Here is a 14,510-nt window from a genome sequence, read left to right on the forward strand (position 1 = left end):
GGGGTTTTCATTTGATCTTTCTTATGGTAAAATAAAGCTAATACAATTTTTAAGGAGACCTATTATGGAAAAAAATAGATTGTTTATCATTATCTCTGCTGCGGTAGCAATTCTTGGTACTTTCTTGCCATGGTATACCACTGTCTTTGGAGTTATTAGCATTTCTGGAATCCAAAATAGCGGATGGATTGTAATCGTCCTTTCTATTGGCTCTATCGTTCTTGCCTGCTTGAATAACATCAATACCCCTTTAAATAAAACTTTTTCAACTATCATCATTGTTGCAGGTTTTATTTCTACATTGGTTTCATTGTTTGCAACCTTCAATGGAAGTGAGTTTACCTCTGAGTTAGGTGGATTGGTTTCAATCGGCTTTGGGTTAATCCTTACTTTGATTGCAAGCATCGCTATTGTTGTAACTGGTCTCTTGGCGATGTCAGGTGGTAAAATCACTAAAGGAACATTCGAAGAACTTGCCGAATCTGGTAAAGGATTTGCCCAATCAGTTGGACGCGTGACAACTTCTACTGTAAAAACTGCTGTAAATGAAATCAAAAAAGAATCACACGAACACACTGAGGGACAAGCTGATCAACCAGTTGAAGCACCAAAAGATCCAAATCAATCTGAACAATAATAAGATCATCATCGCCTTGGCTTAGCCAGGGTGATTTTTTTGATCATTAATTTAAATAAAATTAGTGAAAATACTTGTCAAGATCCTGGAAATTTGGTAAACTAGCTTAGTAACAATCTATGGCTCGGAAAGAGACCATGGCAGAAAGGAAATATTGCAAAATGAAAAAAGATATCCATCCAGAATATCGCCCTGTTGTCTTCATGGACACTACTACTGGTTACAAGTTCCTCAGCGGTTCAACTAAGTACTCTAACGAAACAGTTGAATTCGAAGGTGAAACTTACCCATTGATCCGTGTTGAAATTTCATCAGACTCACACCCATTCTACACTGGACGTCAAAAGTTCACTCAAGCAGATGGACGTGTGGATCGTTTCAACAAAAAATACGGTCTCAAATAAGAACCAACACAGAACCACTTCCCTTTCGGGAGTGGTTTTTTTGAGTTCTTCCTTTCTTATCTTACAATAGAGAAATGCACTATATCACAGAAACATTGGGGACTTATCTTTCCTTAAAACCCTACCACCATTATTCTTCCATTCCGTTGGTTCGTTTTGAGAAGGAAACAGCGGATAATTTCATTCTCTGCTTTAAAAGAGAGATGCAACTGTTTGTGATTGATCTAGAACAAGATTCTGGGCAGAGCCTTTTATTTGCCCATGCTAGTCTCATAGAGCGTCAGGAGCTCTTTGATGGCATTGCTGAGGTTCCTCTAGAATCTCTGAATAGTCTCTACATTTTGGCTTTTCCTCGAGATCTTTACGAATTTTCTGCAGAAGCACGGTTAAAGAATATCGTTGCTCTCTATCAGGCGCACGAGGACGTCCTTTCTTTTCTAAAGTTGACACGTACTATAGGGGACCAGGTCACGGCTTATGAACTCGAGTGGAAAAGAACAGCAAAAAACCTGGCAGACTTTGATCCTTTTCGCTATACGAGCCGTTCTCAGGTGGAAGATCCTGATGCTCTATCGGTTGTCTCCAGTAAAGACTATGACTTCATTCCTGATTTTCATCCTTTTTTATCTAGTAAGCGAGGGAGCAAGGTCTTAAGCGTTCCTGCTGACTACCTAGACCCCAAAACTGGTCAAAGAGCTAGCCTTGAGATCATGGGCTGGTACTTGCGGGATCAGCAGCTAAAACTTCAATGGAAACCTAAACACACGCCGCAAAAGACGCTGGCGCTCTTCTCAACTTTCTATCGACATTGTCAGCAAGCACTACTTCTTTCAAGGTGAAATTTATAAAGGGGCCAGTGCTCCTGTCTTTCTGGATCAGATGGAATTCAATGTTCCACAAGGATACCAAGCTGACCTAGAAAAAGCCTACCAAAAGTTTCTAAGCATGGTAGAGGAACGAAAACGCAAAGCCCTTCTTCGAAAGGTGGCGCTTGGAAAGTAAAAAGGCTAAGGGGTAACCTAGCCTTTTTCTGCTATTCTTCATTTTCTCTGATTTTCTTGATGATGCTTCCCATTTGAACACCACCATCTTTATAGTTTCTATAATAACGGCCAGCTCCATCTCCAATATAGCTGATCGGTGAGAAAGTATCGCTCTTGAAGGTACCATCTTCGTCAATCAAGTCTTCTTCTACTTCACGACGGGTTACACGAGCGATAATATTGGTCAATGCTCCACATTCTACAAATTCAACAACTTGGCATTCAATGGAAACTGGACAAGCCGTTACCATTGGAGCGTCTACAGTTTCCCCAATTGTATAGTCTAGACCTGTAAGAGCAAACTTGTCCTTGCGGCTATTGAAACCAGCAATTTCAACTTCTGTTAAGAGCTCCTCTGTAGGGATATTCACGGTGAACGATCCGTGTTTTTTAATTTCTGTGACGGCATTTCCTTTGGTTCTCATAGCAACCACCATCATACTACCGAGAGTGTAAGCTGAACTAGAGGTCGAAATATTATAGCCATGCGCATCATCCTTGTATCCTAAGAAAAACACAGGAAATCCAAAATATAATTTACGTGTTTCAAATGTTTGTTTCACACTTATCTCCTTTTTACTACTTCTTATTCCGAAACATCAGGTAGCTTCCGCTACGTCCTGAATTTCACGGTTAAATTGACCATTTTCTAAGATCAGGATGCGATCACAAATAGCCTGGCACAATTGCTCATCGTGGGCGATGAAGATAAAGGTATTCTGATACTTACCATGAATCTTATAAAGCAATTGTAAAATCTGAACCTGGGTTTTGGGATCCAAACCACTAAGAGATTCATCAAAAATAATGACATCTGGGTTTAGGAGCAAGGTTCTGGCAATGCAAACTCTTTGCAACTGGCCACCACTTAATTCTCTTGCTCTTTTTTCTAGTACTTCTGATGGTAGACCTACCTCTTTTAAAACAGTGTCGACCTGGTCCATCGGAAAATCTTTGGGAAGAGCTTCTAGTAAGATTTCTCTCACAGTAAATCGTGGATTGACTGCGTGAAAGGAATCTTGGAAAACGACCAAGATGCGGACGCCGTCCTCTTTGATGGAATAGGTCTTGCCATCTAAGAGAACTTGTCCTTGACTTGGCTTTTCAATTCCTAAGATAACACGTGCCAGGGTGGACTTGCCACTCCCACTTTCTCCCATAATTCCAACAATTTCACCTTTTTTGATGGATAGATTGCAATGATCTAATACAGTTTTACCTTGATAGTTGACCGTAATATCTTTACATTCCAGCATTATTTCTGATCACCTGCTTCAAATCTTGTTCTAAGAATAATTCCTTGGTATAACTTTCTTTTGGAGCTGTCAATAGATCCTCGGTTTTTCCAAATTCAACGACTTTTCCCTTCTCCAAGACCAACATATTGCCCCCGAGTTCCCTCGCCAAATAATAGTCATGGGTAACGGTAATAACCGTCTTATGCTGAGCCAGTAAGTCTTTGATCAAGCTTAGGATCATCTCACGGTTCACACGATCAACCGCTGAGGTTGGTTCGTCCAGTATAATCGTTTCTGGATCGAGACATAAGATAATGCCTAACATAATCCGTTGGAGCATGCCTCCACTTAGTTCAAAGGAGTATTGCTGGAGAACCGATTCTGGATTTGCGATCCGAACCTTTTCTAGAACCTCAAGAGCTTTCTTGCGGCATTCACTTTTGGAAAGAGTTGAGTGACTTTTTATGGTCTCATAGAAATGCGTCCAAATCGTTTGAAAGGGATTAAACATGGACATAGGATTTTGAACCAGGTAGGCGATTTTCTGCCCTCTAAATGCCTTCCAGTCTTTGTCTGAAAAAGAATCTAGATGGAGATCCCCATAATGAATCGATCCGGTCTGTTTCATGTTCCGAGGGATAATCCCTATTAATGCCTTGGTCAGTAGCGTTTTTCCAGATCCACTTTCTCCCACCACTAGCAGGGATTGGCCTAAGGGATGGGTGAAAGACACCCGATCCAGACGCATCTCCTCTTGGTCTACAAGAGAAAGATCTTTAATGATGAATGATTCCATTCTTCTCTCCTTTCTCTTCGATATATTCACCAAATAGGTTAAAGGAAATGACGGTTAAAAAGATAGCTAAGCCTGGTGCGATCATCATCCAAGGCGCCACTCGGAAGTAAGCCCGCGCATCATGCAACATTAAGCCCCACTCTGAAACATTGGGTTGGACTCCAATTCCTAAGAAAGAAAAACCAGAAATCATCAGAATGATATTCCCGATGTTCATGAGAAGAATCACCAGTACGGGCTTGTAGATAAAGGGCAAAATATGCTTTTTCAGAATGTGAATGGAACCCATACCCATGATCTGGGAACTAATGACATAGGGCTCTTGTTTGGTAGAAATGACCAAATTTGTCACAATCCTTGCATAGTAGATCCATTCGATAATGACAATGGCAATGATCATATTGCTCATTCCTTGTCCTAGGATTCCAACAGTAGCTAGTGAAAGAAGAAAACTAGGAAAGGCCATCAAGACATTGGTCAGCCAAAGAAAGGCTCCTTCCATTTTTCCCTGATACCACCCTACGACCAGACCTACAATAAAGCCAGTCACTACTTCTAAGACACTAATTGCGACAGCTAAGAATAAGGAATAGCGTGCACCATATAAGAGTCTCGAAAAAACATCTCTACCCAATTGATCTGTCCCTAAAAGATGTTGGGGACTTGGACTTAAGAGCTTATTAGAAACATCTACATATTGCGGATCATAAGGCGCTATAAAGGAAGCAAACAAAGCAAGGAAAATCAATAGACCTAATATGAAAATGGAAAAAATAACACTTTTTCTCATGAACTCTTTCCTCTCTTCCTTACTCGTGGGTCAATCCAGTGGTTGACCGCTTGCGTCATGCCATTGTTTAATAAGAATAATAAGCCAAATAACATCATACATCCTTGAATTAAAGGTGTATCAATCGAACGAATCGCCTCTACAAACAAACTTCCTAATCCATTCCAGGAGAACACTTCCTCAACAATCAAGGATCCTGTCATTAAATAAACAAATGTCAGACTTAATCCAGTGGCAATCGCAGGTAAGGCATTTCGTAGAATATGATGGGGTAAAAGATAGCGTAGCTTAACCCCTCTCATGCGTGCATTTTCAACATGTGGACTCTCCAACTGGGTCGATACGGCTTTTCGCACTAAGGCAATGTATTGGCCAATCAGTGAAAAGCTTAAGGTGATACTCGGTAAGACGATACTGAGAGGTTCATTTTTACCAGATACAGGCAACCAGCCTAATTTTACAGAAAAAATAAAAATCAACATGTAACCGAGCCAAAAGGCAGGCATGGATACCGAGCTAAAGCCAATGAAACGCATGCATTTGTCAAAGAAGGAATTGGTCTTCAAGCCACTGATAACCCCAATGGGAATAGAAACGACAATGATAAGAATAAAGGAAGTCAGTCCTAAATAAAAAGTGGATAGAAAACGACTAGCAATTAAACTGACAACGGATTCCTTCAGTAAATAAGAGGTTCCAAAGTCTAGGTGAAGAACTTTTACGAACCAGGATAAATATTGTTCAATCCAGGATTTATCCAAACCCAAATAGGTTCTTGCATTTTCAAGAGCCGCTGGAGTGATTGGCAAATGCCGAATTCGCAGATAATTCTCTGCTGGATCCTGCGACGTAAATTTTGTAAGGATAAAGGTGATAATAGAGATAACAAGTAAACCACTTATAAAACTAATAATTTTTTTAAAAATAGCTTTCATATCATATAAAACTTAGTTCCTAAAACAATGTGATCCGCTTTAAAAGATCAACATTGATCCTCTAAAGCGGAGTCCCATATCAAAATAAAAGGAAAGTCACTTTGATGGAGGCCACATTGTCTACTTCATTCAAGACCTTGTCCTTATTTGTTCACTTTTTCGATATAGCGAACTGGAAGGGCATTTTCTTCTGGAGCAAAACGAACATTTTTCAACTCACCTGTACGATAAACAGAGATCACTGACTGATAAGTCAATGGGATATAAACCGCTTCCTCATGGAGCAAGGTCAAAGCTTTCTTATAGCCAGCATCTACTTTATCTTCATCAGCTTCTGTCAAGGTTTGTTTGATGGTTTCATCCAATTCTTTCTTAATTGGAAGGGCTTCAAGAGAAACATTTTCTGGGTGACCATGTGCAGACTCAGCTGTCAATGCTGTCATCCATGCGTGAGGGTCCCATGGAGCTCCCCAAGAGAAGGTAAGCATCATATCAAAGTTTCCTGTTTTCGCATTTGCCCAATAATCGTCTTCTTCCATGGCCGTCAATTTCACTTCGACACCAATTTTCTTCAATTCGCCTTGGAAATACTCTGCAAGATCTTTATCCGTTGCTTTTGTCGAAATGTAAGGGAAATTCAATTCCATCTTCTTGCCATCTTTGGCACGGATTCCATCAGATCCCTTCTTCCAACCAGCAGCATCCAACATTTTTTCTGCTTCTTTTTCGTCAAATGTATATGGTTTTAAGCCAGCATCTGAGTGAGGAGTTGATTTAGAGAAGATGGTATCGGCAGGAGTTTCTGCCCCCATGAATAATTTCTCTGCAATTTCTTTTTTGTTAATGGCATGGTTAATAGCTTTACGAACATTCTTATCTTGGAAGACTTCTTGTTTGGCATTCAAGAGCAACAAGCGAGTAGACATTGGTTGCGAAACATCCGTTGTATATTTCTTATCTTTCTTGTATTGAGCGAAGGTATTTAAACCAATAACACCATTTCCATAAAGCAAATCTACTTTACCAGATTCAAATTCTAAAGCACGTGTTTGGGCATCTGGAATTATCTTAATGGTTACTTCTTTCAGTTTTGGTTTTTCACCCCAGTAGTTTTCATTACGTGCAAAAGTGATGTACTCGTTAGATTTTTTATCTTTGACCACCCATTGACCAGTACCAATAGAGGATTTGATTTTATTCTTAGTTGTATCATCACCATCCGGGAAGCTGGCATCTGCTAAGAAACGAATTGGACGAATCATAGAAAGATCGTAAAGTGTGGCACTGTATGGTTCTTTAAGGGTAATTTCAAAGGTATGATCATCAACAACTTTGTAACTATCCAATACATTGGTGAAGTTAAACCATTCATGGTTTCCTTTGTTTTCTTTTGAGAAAATCGTATCGAAATTCCGCTTCACATTAGCTGCGTTGAAATCAGAGCCATCTGAGAATTTGGCTTTTCTCAAGTTGAAGGTATAGGTTTTCCCATCGTCACTAACCTTCCAGCTCTCTGCTAAGGCAGGCTCAATTTTCCCATTGTCTCCGTAACGGACAAGACCTTCATACACCAAATCTTGAATAATAAATTGATCTGGATTATATACGTGAGGATTGACATCTCCAAAGTCTTCTCCCCAGGCGAGGGTAATCTTATCTTTCTCAGCGCTGCTGTCTGAAGACTTACCATTTTGCTGGCAGGCAGCTAAACACAAAACTGCTAAACTAGTAACAGCTAATTTCCAAAAATTTTTCATTAGATAAACCTCATGATTAATATTTTTGATTCACATAAGTTTGTAGAGCATCTCCAAATTTTGTAACCAATAAAATGATCCCAATTAAGAAGATGCAAGGGAAAGCGACAATCCAGGGAGCTTCCTGGATATAGGTCCGACCATCGTTCATCATGGCTCCCCACTCTGGAGACGGAGCCTGCGCGCCTAGTCCAACAAAACTAAGGCCAGCAATCTCCATGATGATCGTCGAAACATTAAAAGTCATGGTAGTGACAATTTGCGGAAATAAACTAGGAACATAGTAATTTTTGATGGTGTTCCAAAAGTTATTTCCGTACATTTTTGCTGATTGAACATAGAATTCATGTTTTAAACGCAGGGTCAGCGACCGAGTGATGTAGGCATATTTGGTCCAAGCCGTTAAGCCAATCGCTATGACCGTTTGTTGCAAACCTACTCCTAACAGGCTCACAATAGCAATCACTAAGACGATAGATGGAAAGGACTGAAAAGCCGTAATAAACAAGAAAATAGCACGATCCAACTTCCCACCGATCAAGGCACTGGTCACTCCAATAAAAGAACCAACTAGGGTGACAAAGAGAAGGATCCCAACTGCAGGCACAATGGTTTGTACCCCACCACTTAGGGTTCGAGCAAATACAGAGCGGCCCACGGCATCTGTACCAAACCATTCTTGACTATTGGGTGCTTGGAGGGCATTTCCTAAATGGACCTTGGTAATGCTGTCTCCTAAAAAGAAGGGAGACAGACAAGAAATCAAGAGGACCAAGAGAAGGCATCCAGCCAAGAGATAGAGGTTGCGGTTACTAACTTTTTTCATCGCTTAGCCTCCATTTCCTTTAGGACTAGCCTCTTTCTTAAAAAGAAGGAAGTGGGTTGGTTGCGATAGACGGGCCTTAGGATTTAACCAGGTGATCAAGGCTTGGGTGGTGAAATTGACAAGCAATACCCCAAGTGTAATCACCAGAACAGCTCCTTGGACCAGAGGATAATCCCGATTGACCACAACTGCAATCAGCATTTTTCCGATGCCTGGCCAAGAGAATAAATACTCTATAATGGCAACACCTCCTAACAGAGAACCCAGTGACAAACTCACCAATGTCAACAAAAAGGGAAGGGTATTATACAAGACATCCTTAAAAAGAATGCGACCTTCCGGTATGCCACGTCCTCTTGCGCCTTCTACTGCTGGCGACTGCAGCTCATCAATGATAGCCGTTCTCAATTGAGGAATATAGCGTGTAGACATGGTCAGCGCCATGGTAGAAATCGGTAAAATTAAGCCCCATTCATTTGCGGTTGACTGAATAGGAAACCAGCCAAGCTTGACTGAAAAGACAAGCATCAAGAGAATTCCAATGACAAAACTAGGAATGGCATTTAAAAATGCGCAGACCGTCATTATCAATCGATCCAGTCGACTACCGATATGATAGGCTGCATAAATCGAGAGAGGAAGGGATATGGCAAGGGTTGCCAGCAAGATGTGGATCCCTAGATAGATCGTATTTGGAAAGTAAAAGACCAATTGATCCCAAACTGGGGCTCCTGTACGATAGCTGATCCCAAAATTTCCCTGGAGGATGTTTCCTAACCATCTCAGATATTGCAAAATAAAACTATCGTTTAAGCCCATCTCAGCTCGTTTTATCTCTAGTAGTTCTTTGGTATAAGGAATTCCTTGCGCATTTAAGATACTTTCTGCAGGGTCCCCTTTAGCCAGATACACTAACAAGAAAGAAAGAAAACTAACACAGAGCAGGATCAAAACCATTTGAAATAGTAATTTGATGAAATATCTTGTCATGGCTCCCTTCCTTCTTCCTGATAAGGTTTCATCAACAGTTTGGTGTAGTCCGACTGAGGATTTCGCAAAACGTCTGACATCACCCCATTCTCTTGAATTTTTCCATCTTTTAGTACCATGATTTCATCACAAAATTGGCTGACCAGCGCAATATCGTGTGAAATAAAGAGAAAAGATGTTTGGGAGCTATTCTGAATCTCTTCTAAGAGTTCCATCACTCCCTCTTGGACGGTCACGTCTAAGGCACTGGTGATCTCATCACAAATTAATAAGTCAGGTTGGACCAAGAGAGCCCTGGCAATGGCCATCCGTTGACATTCTCCACCACTTAATTGGTGGGGAAATTGCTGGGCCAGGACAGGATCCAAGCCAACCCTTTCCAGGAGTTGGTGAATCTTCTCTTCCATCTCCTTCTTAGTCTTACAAATCTTAAAATTCTGGCAAACCTCTTCTAAACTTGCTTGTAAGGTCCTTTTGGGATGAAAGGCTTCTTGAGGCTGTTGAGAGATGTACTGGACCTTTTTGTAAAACTCAAGGTCAGTAAAACTTGTCAGCGATTGCCCCAGAAACTGAATCCTTCCCTCTTGCACATCCAGGAGTCGACTCAGAATTTTGGCAATGGTACTTTTACCCGAACCAGATTCTCCGACCAAACCAAGCCGATGACCCTTATTTAGAGTAAAGGATACATCAAAAACACCAGCCTGATGATGAAGTGGATCTTGATAATGATGAGTGAGATCTTTACATTCGAGTAAATAGGTCATTTGGTGACTCCTGCTACAATTTTAGTTTGGGAATAGCCCTTAGTAATTTCTGGGTGTAGGGATGTTGCGGATTTTGGAAAATTTGGTCGCGTCTTCCTTCTTCCACAATCCTCCCCTCCTTCATAACCAAGATCCTATCTGCCAACTTTTTAGCGACACTCATATCATGAGTGACAAATAAGAGGCTGGATTCTTCGGTCCTTAGCAATTGAATCAAGGTTTGAATAAACGATTCCTTGGAGAGAACATCCAGGGCACTGGTCGGCTCATCTGCCAAGAGCAATTTAGGATGAGTGGCTAAGGCCAAAGCAATGGCCACTCGTTGCATCATACCTCCACTGAGTTCAAAAGGATACTTTGATGGTACCTGTGCTGGATCTAAGCCAACCATCTGGAGGCATTCCTCTAAAGATCTCATCTTTTCTACTTGAGAGCGATGACTCTTGACGAGATCCTCGTAATGGTCTTTGATTTTACGGTTGTTGTTAAAACCTAGACTGGACTGCTGCGTCACCCAGGCCAATTCTGTTCCTACAAAGGGATAAGAAACCCGCTTCTTTTGTGGGCTGATGGCCTGATCCCTATAAGAAATACTGCCTTGGGTAATGACTAAGTCATTCAAGGGAAGACCCAAAAGCAGTTTTAAAATCGTTGTTTTGCCACTGCCACTTTCTCCGACGATTCCGACTGCTTCACCTGCCGAAACGGTTAGAGAAAGTTGATCTAAAATAATCTTGGACGGGGAAGAAACCGTGACATTCGTCAGTTGCAACATAGCTTTACTCCTTCGAGAGTTTATTTGTTACATGGTAATAATCTGTTGGATGGGATTCCAAATGAGAGATGGATTTGTCCATGACGATGGCAACTTTATAAAATCCAATGATTGTATAACCATAATCCTTATCCACAAGGGCTTGAATGTCCTTGCTTAATTGGATCCGTTTTTTCTGATCGGTCTCAGTTGCTAGCGCTTCGATCTTCTGATCAGCTTCCGCATTGCTATAATGACCGATATTTCCTACTCCCCCAGTTTTGACAGCTGAGTTAAAGTAAGCATATGGATCGCCAATCGGAGCAGCTACTACAGCATAAGGTGTGAAGGCATAATCTTTCTCCGTTGCGACGGCACTCACTTCCACCTTACGAATCTTCGCTTCAATTCCAACCTCTTTTAATTGTTGTTGAGAAGCTTCAATGGCTAACGGCATTTCTGGTAAACGAGTAAAGGAGAGCAATTCAATCGTGACTTTCTTTCCATCTTTTTCACGGTAGCCATCTCCATCGGTATCCTTGTAGCCAGCCTCATCTAACAGTTTCTTCGCTTTTTCTACATTGAACTCATGAACACTTTTATCCAAAGCAAAATCAGAGCTAGAAGGGAGAGGTCCTGTGGCTGGAACAGCAGCTCCTTTAAAGAGGGATTCTGTATAAGTTTTCTTGTCGACCAAAGTATCCAAAGCTTGACGGAACTGATCATCAGCTATATAAGGATCTTCAAAGTTGTAGACATAGCTTAAGTAACGGCCACCTTCTTTTTCAGATATTTTATAATGGTTGTCTTTTTTAAAGCTTGCTAAATTAGCATATGGGAGCCCATAAACAGCATCAACTTCTTTGGATTGTAGGGCAGCAGAAATCGCTGTTGGATCAGAGAAATATTTAATCTTGACCTGTGCAACCTTGGCTTTACCACCCCAATAATTTGAATAGGCCTCTAATGTAGCGCCTGTTTCTGGCGTATAGGTCTTGATTAAAAATGGGCCTGTCCCTACTGGAGCTTTATCTGAGGCAGCTTTTCCATCTACGTCTACAATAACAGAGTAAGGCTCTGCTAATAGATTCTTCATGATGGGCTGTTCTGATTTGGTTTTGATGGTCACAGTTTGACCGTCAGATTGGATACTCTCTATTCCAAGATCAGCAGCCGCGCGCTTACTCTTTTCAATCAGTCGTTTTAAAGAAGCCTCCACCTTCGCACCAGTCATCTTTTCCCCATTTTGGAAGGTTACATCATTGCGAAGGGTGATTTTCCACTCTAATTGAGAAGTTTGTTCTATTTTTTCAGCTAGCCAAGGTTGAGGGACTAACTGATCATCCATTTTAAATAAGGTTTCTCCAACTCCATAACGAACAGTAAACCAACCATTATATTCATCTGCCGGATCAATATTGGTTGGGAATTGGGTATAACCAATGGTGACGGTTTGAGCTTTTTTTGCTTCCTCAGGTGAGGAAGGTTTTTTCGTTTTTGCACAACCAAGAAGAGCGACGCTTACTAAAGCTGTTCCTAAAAGTAATTTCCATTTTTTCATTTGTATCCTCATCCTATTAATATATTTTTTTCTTTAAGAAAGTAAGAACAAAAGAAAATTTCTCTTACCTTCTTGACCCAGTTTCCATCTTCATCAGCTTTCGCTTGCGGGATCCTTCTCGCCACCTTCTGTAAGCAACGTTTCTTCCCAAGGATCCTTGTTTTCTAGGAGTAAAACAGTACCTTGAGGGATATCAATCGACCAAAAGTCAGCTTCCGGATCTACTAAAAATTGATAAATCAAGCGCAAAACACCTAGATGCCCAACTATCGCAATTTCATCATCCTCTGTTTCACGAATCTCTTCGACAATGGATTGGACCCGATCTTTAAATTTTTGAAAGGGTTCTGCCTTAGATGGAGTTACGTCAAAGGGACTTTCCAACCATTCTTCCCAAACTAAGGGAAAGGCCACTTGAATTTCATTGGCTGTCCTTCCCTCCCATAGTCCGAAATCTCTTTCATTCAATGCTTTATATGCTGTGGGGATCTGATCTGGAAAAATAATGGCAGCTGTTTCTAGAGTTCTTTTGAGCTGACTGGTATAGATCCGAGAAATGGCTCTTCCTTTCAGCAACTGATGAATTTGACTTGCTTGCTCTTTTCCTGTTTCATTGATAGAAACATCCGCTTTTCCGTAAAAAAAACGTTTTTTATTAAAGTCTGTTTCCCCATGACGAATCAGGTACCACTTTTTTACTGTCATATGATCATTCCTAACAAAAATAATATCTGTGCTACTTCTACTGATGCTCCTAAGGTATCTCCTGTCTCCCCATCAATCTTTTGATAAACGAACCAGCGAAAGGCAAGAGACCCTATGATGACTAAGCTATAAGCAAGGAGCCCTTTTAACCAAAAACCACCAACAAGGACAGCTAGTGGAACAAGCTGAGCAAGAAGGATAGAGCTGGTCTTGGTTCCAGAAAAGAAGTTCCCAGAACCACCAGATTCTCGTGCATAGCGCATTTTATAGAGCTGAATAGTCAATCCAACCTTCCCAATCATTGATAAAGAAGCTACAATGAGCCACTTGGGCTGAGGGAGATAAGGTCCCATCGCAATCATGAGGCCATAATAGAAAATCAAGGCCAAAACACCATTGCTTCCAATACGGCTGTCTTTCATAATTTCCAACATTCGGTCCTTAGAACGTGAAGAGAACAATCCGTCTGCTGTATCAGCAAGGCCGTCCAAATGAAAGCCTCCAGTGAGAAGCACATCAAAGAACAAGGTCAAAATCCAAGCAATGTTCTCAGGAAGCACCAAAGAAGTTAAAACAAAAAATAAGGAGGAAATGAGACCTAATAGGAGACCAAAGAGCGTTAAAATTGGAACTCCTTTTCGAACATAGGAGAGATCAACCGCTTTGGGAATTACAATCCGACTAAAAAATTGTGTATAGATAATGAGTGCTGAAATCATTTTAACTGCTGTGCTAGCCCACAAATAATTAAGTAGACTTCACTTGCCTCCTTTGCGATTAATTGATTGACCCGACCTTGAAGATCTCTAAAGTATCGTCCAAGACGAGTGTCTGGAACGATGCCAAGACCCACTTCATTAGTGACAATCCAAAAAGTAGCTTCGCGCCCCTTCATGGCAGAAAGTATCTGAGACCACTCGGCTTCGATGGCTTCCAAAATACGAGCTTGTTCTGCTTTACTTAAAAACTGCTCGTCCGATAAGAATCCTTTCTCCGGATACCACTCGTTAACAAGATCAAATAGTCGATTGGTGGTTAACATGGTGGCACAGTCTAATAAGTAATCGCTATGGTTGTCTTGATCAATCCAGCTAGCTAAGTCTCGGTATTGCTCGAGCGTATCCCAGCTTTTTGGTCGTCTTTGTTGATGGAGTTTGACCCGTTCCTGCCACTCTGGATCTTCTTTCATGACGAGGCCTGTTGCAATGTAACAAACTCCCTCTTTCTGCAAGAGTGTTGATTCAGCAAAGGAGGATTTACCACTACGAGCTCCACCTGTGACTAAAACAATCTTCCCCATATTTTTC

18 protein-coding genes are annotated in these 14,510 nt (G+C 41.1%); 4 read left to right on the forward strand and 14 right to left on the reverse strand.

Going from position 1 to position 14,510, the window contains the following annotated elements; all coding sequences use genetic code 11:
* Positions 1-64: 64 nt before the first annotated feature.
* From SM122_RS02490 to SM122_RS02505, 4 genes are all read left to right on the forward strand, one after another.
* On the forward strand, positions 65-637 hold the full coding sequence (locus tag SM122_RS02490) for a lantibiotic ABC transporter permease (protein ID WP_155169120.1): 573 nt from the start codon (positions 65-67) through the stop codon (positions 635-637).
* Between the two features lie 161 nt (positions 638-798).
* A complete protein-coding gene (locus SM122_RS02495; RefSeq protein WP_023023047.1) occupies positions 799-1,041 on the forward strand; it encodes a type B 50S ribosomal protein L31 in 243 nt (80 codons plus the stop codon).
* 74 nt (positions 1,042-1,115) lie between these two features.
* Complete coding sequence (locus SM122_RS02500) at positions 1,116-1,880, forward strand: hypothetical protein (RefSeq protein WP_229042362.1); 765 nt, start codon at positions 1,116-1,118, stop codon at positions 1,878-1,880.
* Positions 1,881-1,920: 40 nt separating this feature from the next.
* The gene (locus SM122_RS02505) at positions 1,921-2,043 is read left to right on the forward strand and encodes a hypothetical protein (protein ID WP_003007019.1); all 123 of its coding nucleotides are present in this window, start codon (positions 1,921-1,923) and stop codon (positions 2,041-2,043) included.
* A gap of 31 nt (positions 2,044-2,074) precedes the next feature.
* On the opposite strand, the gene SM122_RS02510 is transcribed toward SM122_RS02505, so the two are convergent.
* The 14 genes from SM122_RS02510 to cobU form a co-directional block, all read right to left on the reverse strand.
* Complete coding sequence (locus tag SM122_RS02510) at positions 2,075-2,647, reverse strand: flavin reductase family protein (RefSeq protein ID WP_009730901.1); 573 nt, start codon at positions 2,645-2,647, stop codon at positions 2,075-2,077.
* A gap of 36 nt (positions 2,648-2,683) precedes the next feature.
* Positions 2,684-3,340, reverse strand: coding sequence for an ABC transporter ATP-binding protein (locus SM122_RS02515; protein ID WP_003007012.1), 657 nt, complete (start codon positions 3,338-3,340; stop codon positions 2,684-2,686).
* Positions 3,327-4,118: an ATP-binding cassette domain-containing protein gene (locus tag SM122_RS02520; protein ID WP_023023441.1), complete on the reverse strand. Its 792-nt coding sequence runs from the start codon at positions 4,116-4,118 to the stop codon at positions 3,327-3,329. Before SM122_RS02520 ends, SM122_RS02515 begins: the two co-directional genes overlap by 14 nt.
* Positions 4,099-4,908 carry an ABC transporter permease gene (locus SM122_RS02525; RefSeq protein WP_023023443.1) on the reverse strand — a complete coding sequence of 270 codons (810 nt, stop codon included), beginning with the start codon at positions 4,906-4,908 and terminating at the stop codon, positions 4,099-4,101. The genes SM122_RS02520 and SM122_RS02525 overlap by 20 nt, the downstream gene beginning before the upstream one ends.
* The gene (locus SM122_RS02530; RefSeq protein WP_023023445.1) at positions 4,905-5,843 is read right to left on the reverse strand and encodes an ABC transporter permease; all 939 of its coding nucleotides are present in this window, start codon (positions 5,841-5,843) and stop codon (positions 4,905-4,907) included. The genes SM122_RS02525 and SM122_RS02530 overlap by 4 nt, the downstream gene beginning before the upstream one ends.
* Before the next feature lie 143 nt (positions 5,844-5,986).
* Positions 5,987-7,600: a nickel ABC transporter substrate-binding protein gene (nikA, locus tag SM122_RS02535; RefSeq protein ID WP_023023447.1), complete on the reverse strand. Its 1,614-nt coding sequence runs from the start codon at positions 7,598-7,600 to the stop codon at positions 5,987-5,989.
* A gap of 16 nt (positions 7,601-7,616) precedes the next feature.
* Positions 7,617-8,426 (reverse strand): ABC transporter permease, encoded by an 810-nt coding sequence (locus SM122_RS02540; RefSeq protein ID WP_023023449.1) that lies wholly within the window; start codon positions 8,424-8,426, stop codon positions 7,617-7,619.
* Between the two features lie 3 nt (positions 8,427-8,429).
* Positions 8,430-9,416, reverse strand: a complete 987-nt coding sequence (locus SM122_RS02545) for an ABC transporter permease (RefSeq protein ID WP_006596232.1) — start codon at positions 9,414-9,416, stop codon at positions 8,430-8,432.
* The gene (locus tag SM122_RS02550; protein WP_003006989.1) at positions 9,413-10,183 is read right to left on the reverse strand and encodes an ABC transporter ATP-binding protein; all 771 of its coding nucleotides are present in this window, start codon (positions 10,181-10,183) and stop codon (positions 9,413-9,415) included. The genes SM122_RS02545 and SM122_RS02550 overlap by 4 nt, the downstream gene beginning before the upstream one ends.
* Positions 10,184-10,196: 13 nt before the next feature.
* Positions 10,197-10,958 (reverse strand): ATP-binding cassette domain-containing protein, encoded by a 762-nt coding sequence (locus tag SM122_RS02555; protein WP_006596230.1) that lies wholly within the window; start codon positions 10,956-10,958, stop codon positions 10,197-10,199.
* A gap of 4 nt (positions 10,959-10,962) precedes the next feature.
* Positions 10,963-12,498, reverse strand: a complete 1,536-nt coding sequence (locus tag SM122_RS02560) for an ABC transporter substrate-binding protein (RefSeq protein ID WP_155169117.1) — start codon at positions 12,496-12,498, stop codon at positions 10,963-10,965.
* A 93-nt stretch (positions 12,499-12,591) separates the two neighbouring features.
* Positions 12,592-13,203: a histidine phosphatase family protein gene (locus SM122_RS02565; RefSeq protein ID WP_324737767.1), complete on the reverse strand. Its 612-nt coding sequence runs from the start codon at positions 13,201-13,203 to the stop codon at positions 12,592-12,594.
* On the reverse strand, positions 13,200-13,922 hold the full coding sequence (gene cobS / locus SM122_RS02570; protein ID WP_118095601.1) for an adenosylcobinamide-GDP ribazoletransferase: 723 nt from the start codon (positions 13,920-13,922) through the stop codon (positions 13,200-13,202). The genes SM122_RS02565 and cobS overlap by 4 nt, the downstream gene beginning before the upstream one ends.
* The gene (gene cobU, locus SM122_RS02575; protein WP_118095013.1) at positions 13,919-14,503 is read right to left on the reverse strand and encodes a bifunctional adenosylcobinamide kinase/adenosylcobinamide-phosphate guanylyltransferase; all 585 of its coding nucleotides are present in this window, start codon (positions 14,501-14,503) and stop codon (positions 13,919-13,921) included. The genes cobS and cobU overlap by 4 nt, the downstream gene beginning before the upstream one ends.
* Positions 14,504-14,510 lie beyond the last annotated feature (7 nt).

Origin of the sequence: Streptococcus gingivalis, assembly GCF_035544715.1 — a bacterium.
In the GTDB taxonomy this organism is placed as follows: Bacteria; Bacillota; Bacilli; order Lactobacillales; family Streptococcaceae; genus Streptococcus; species Streptococcus gingivalis.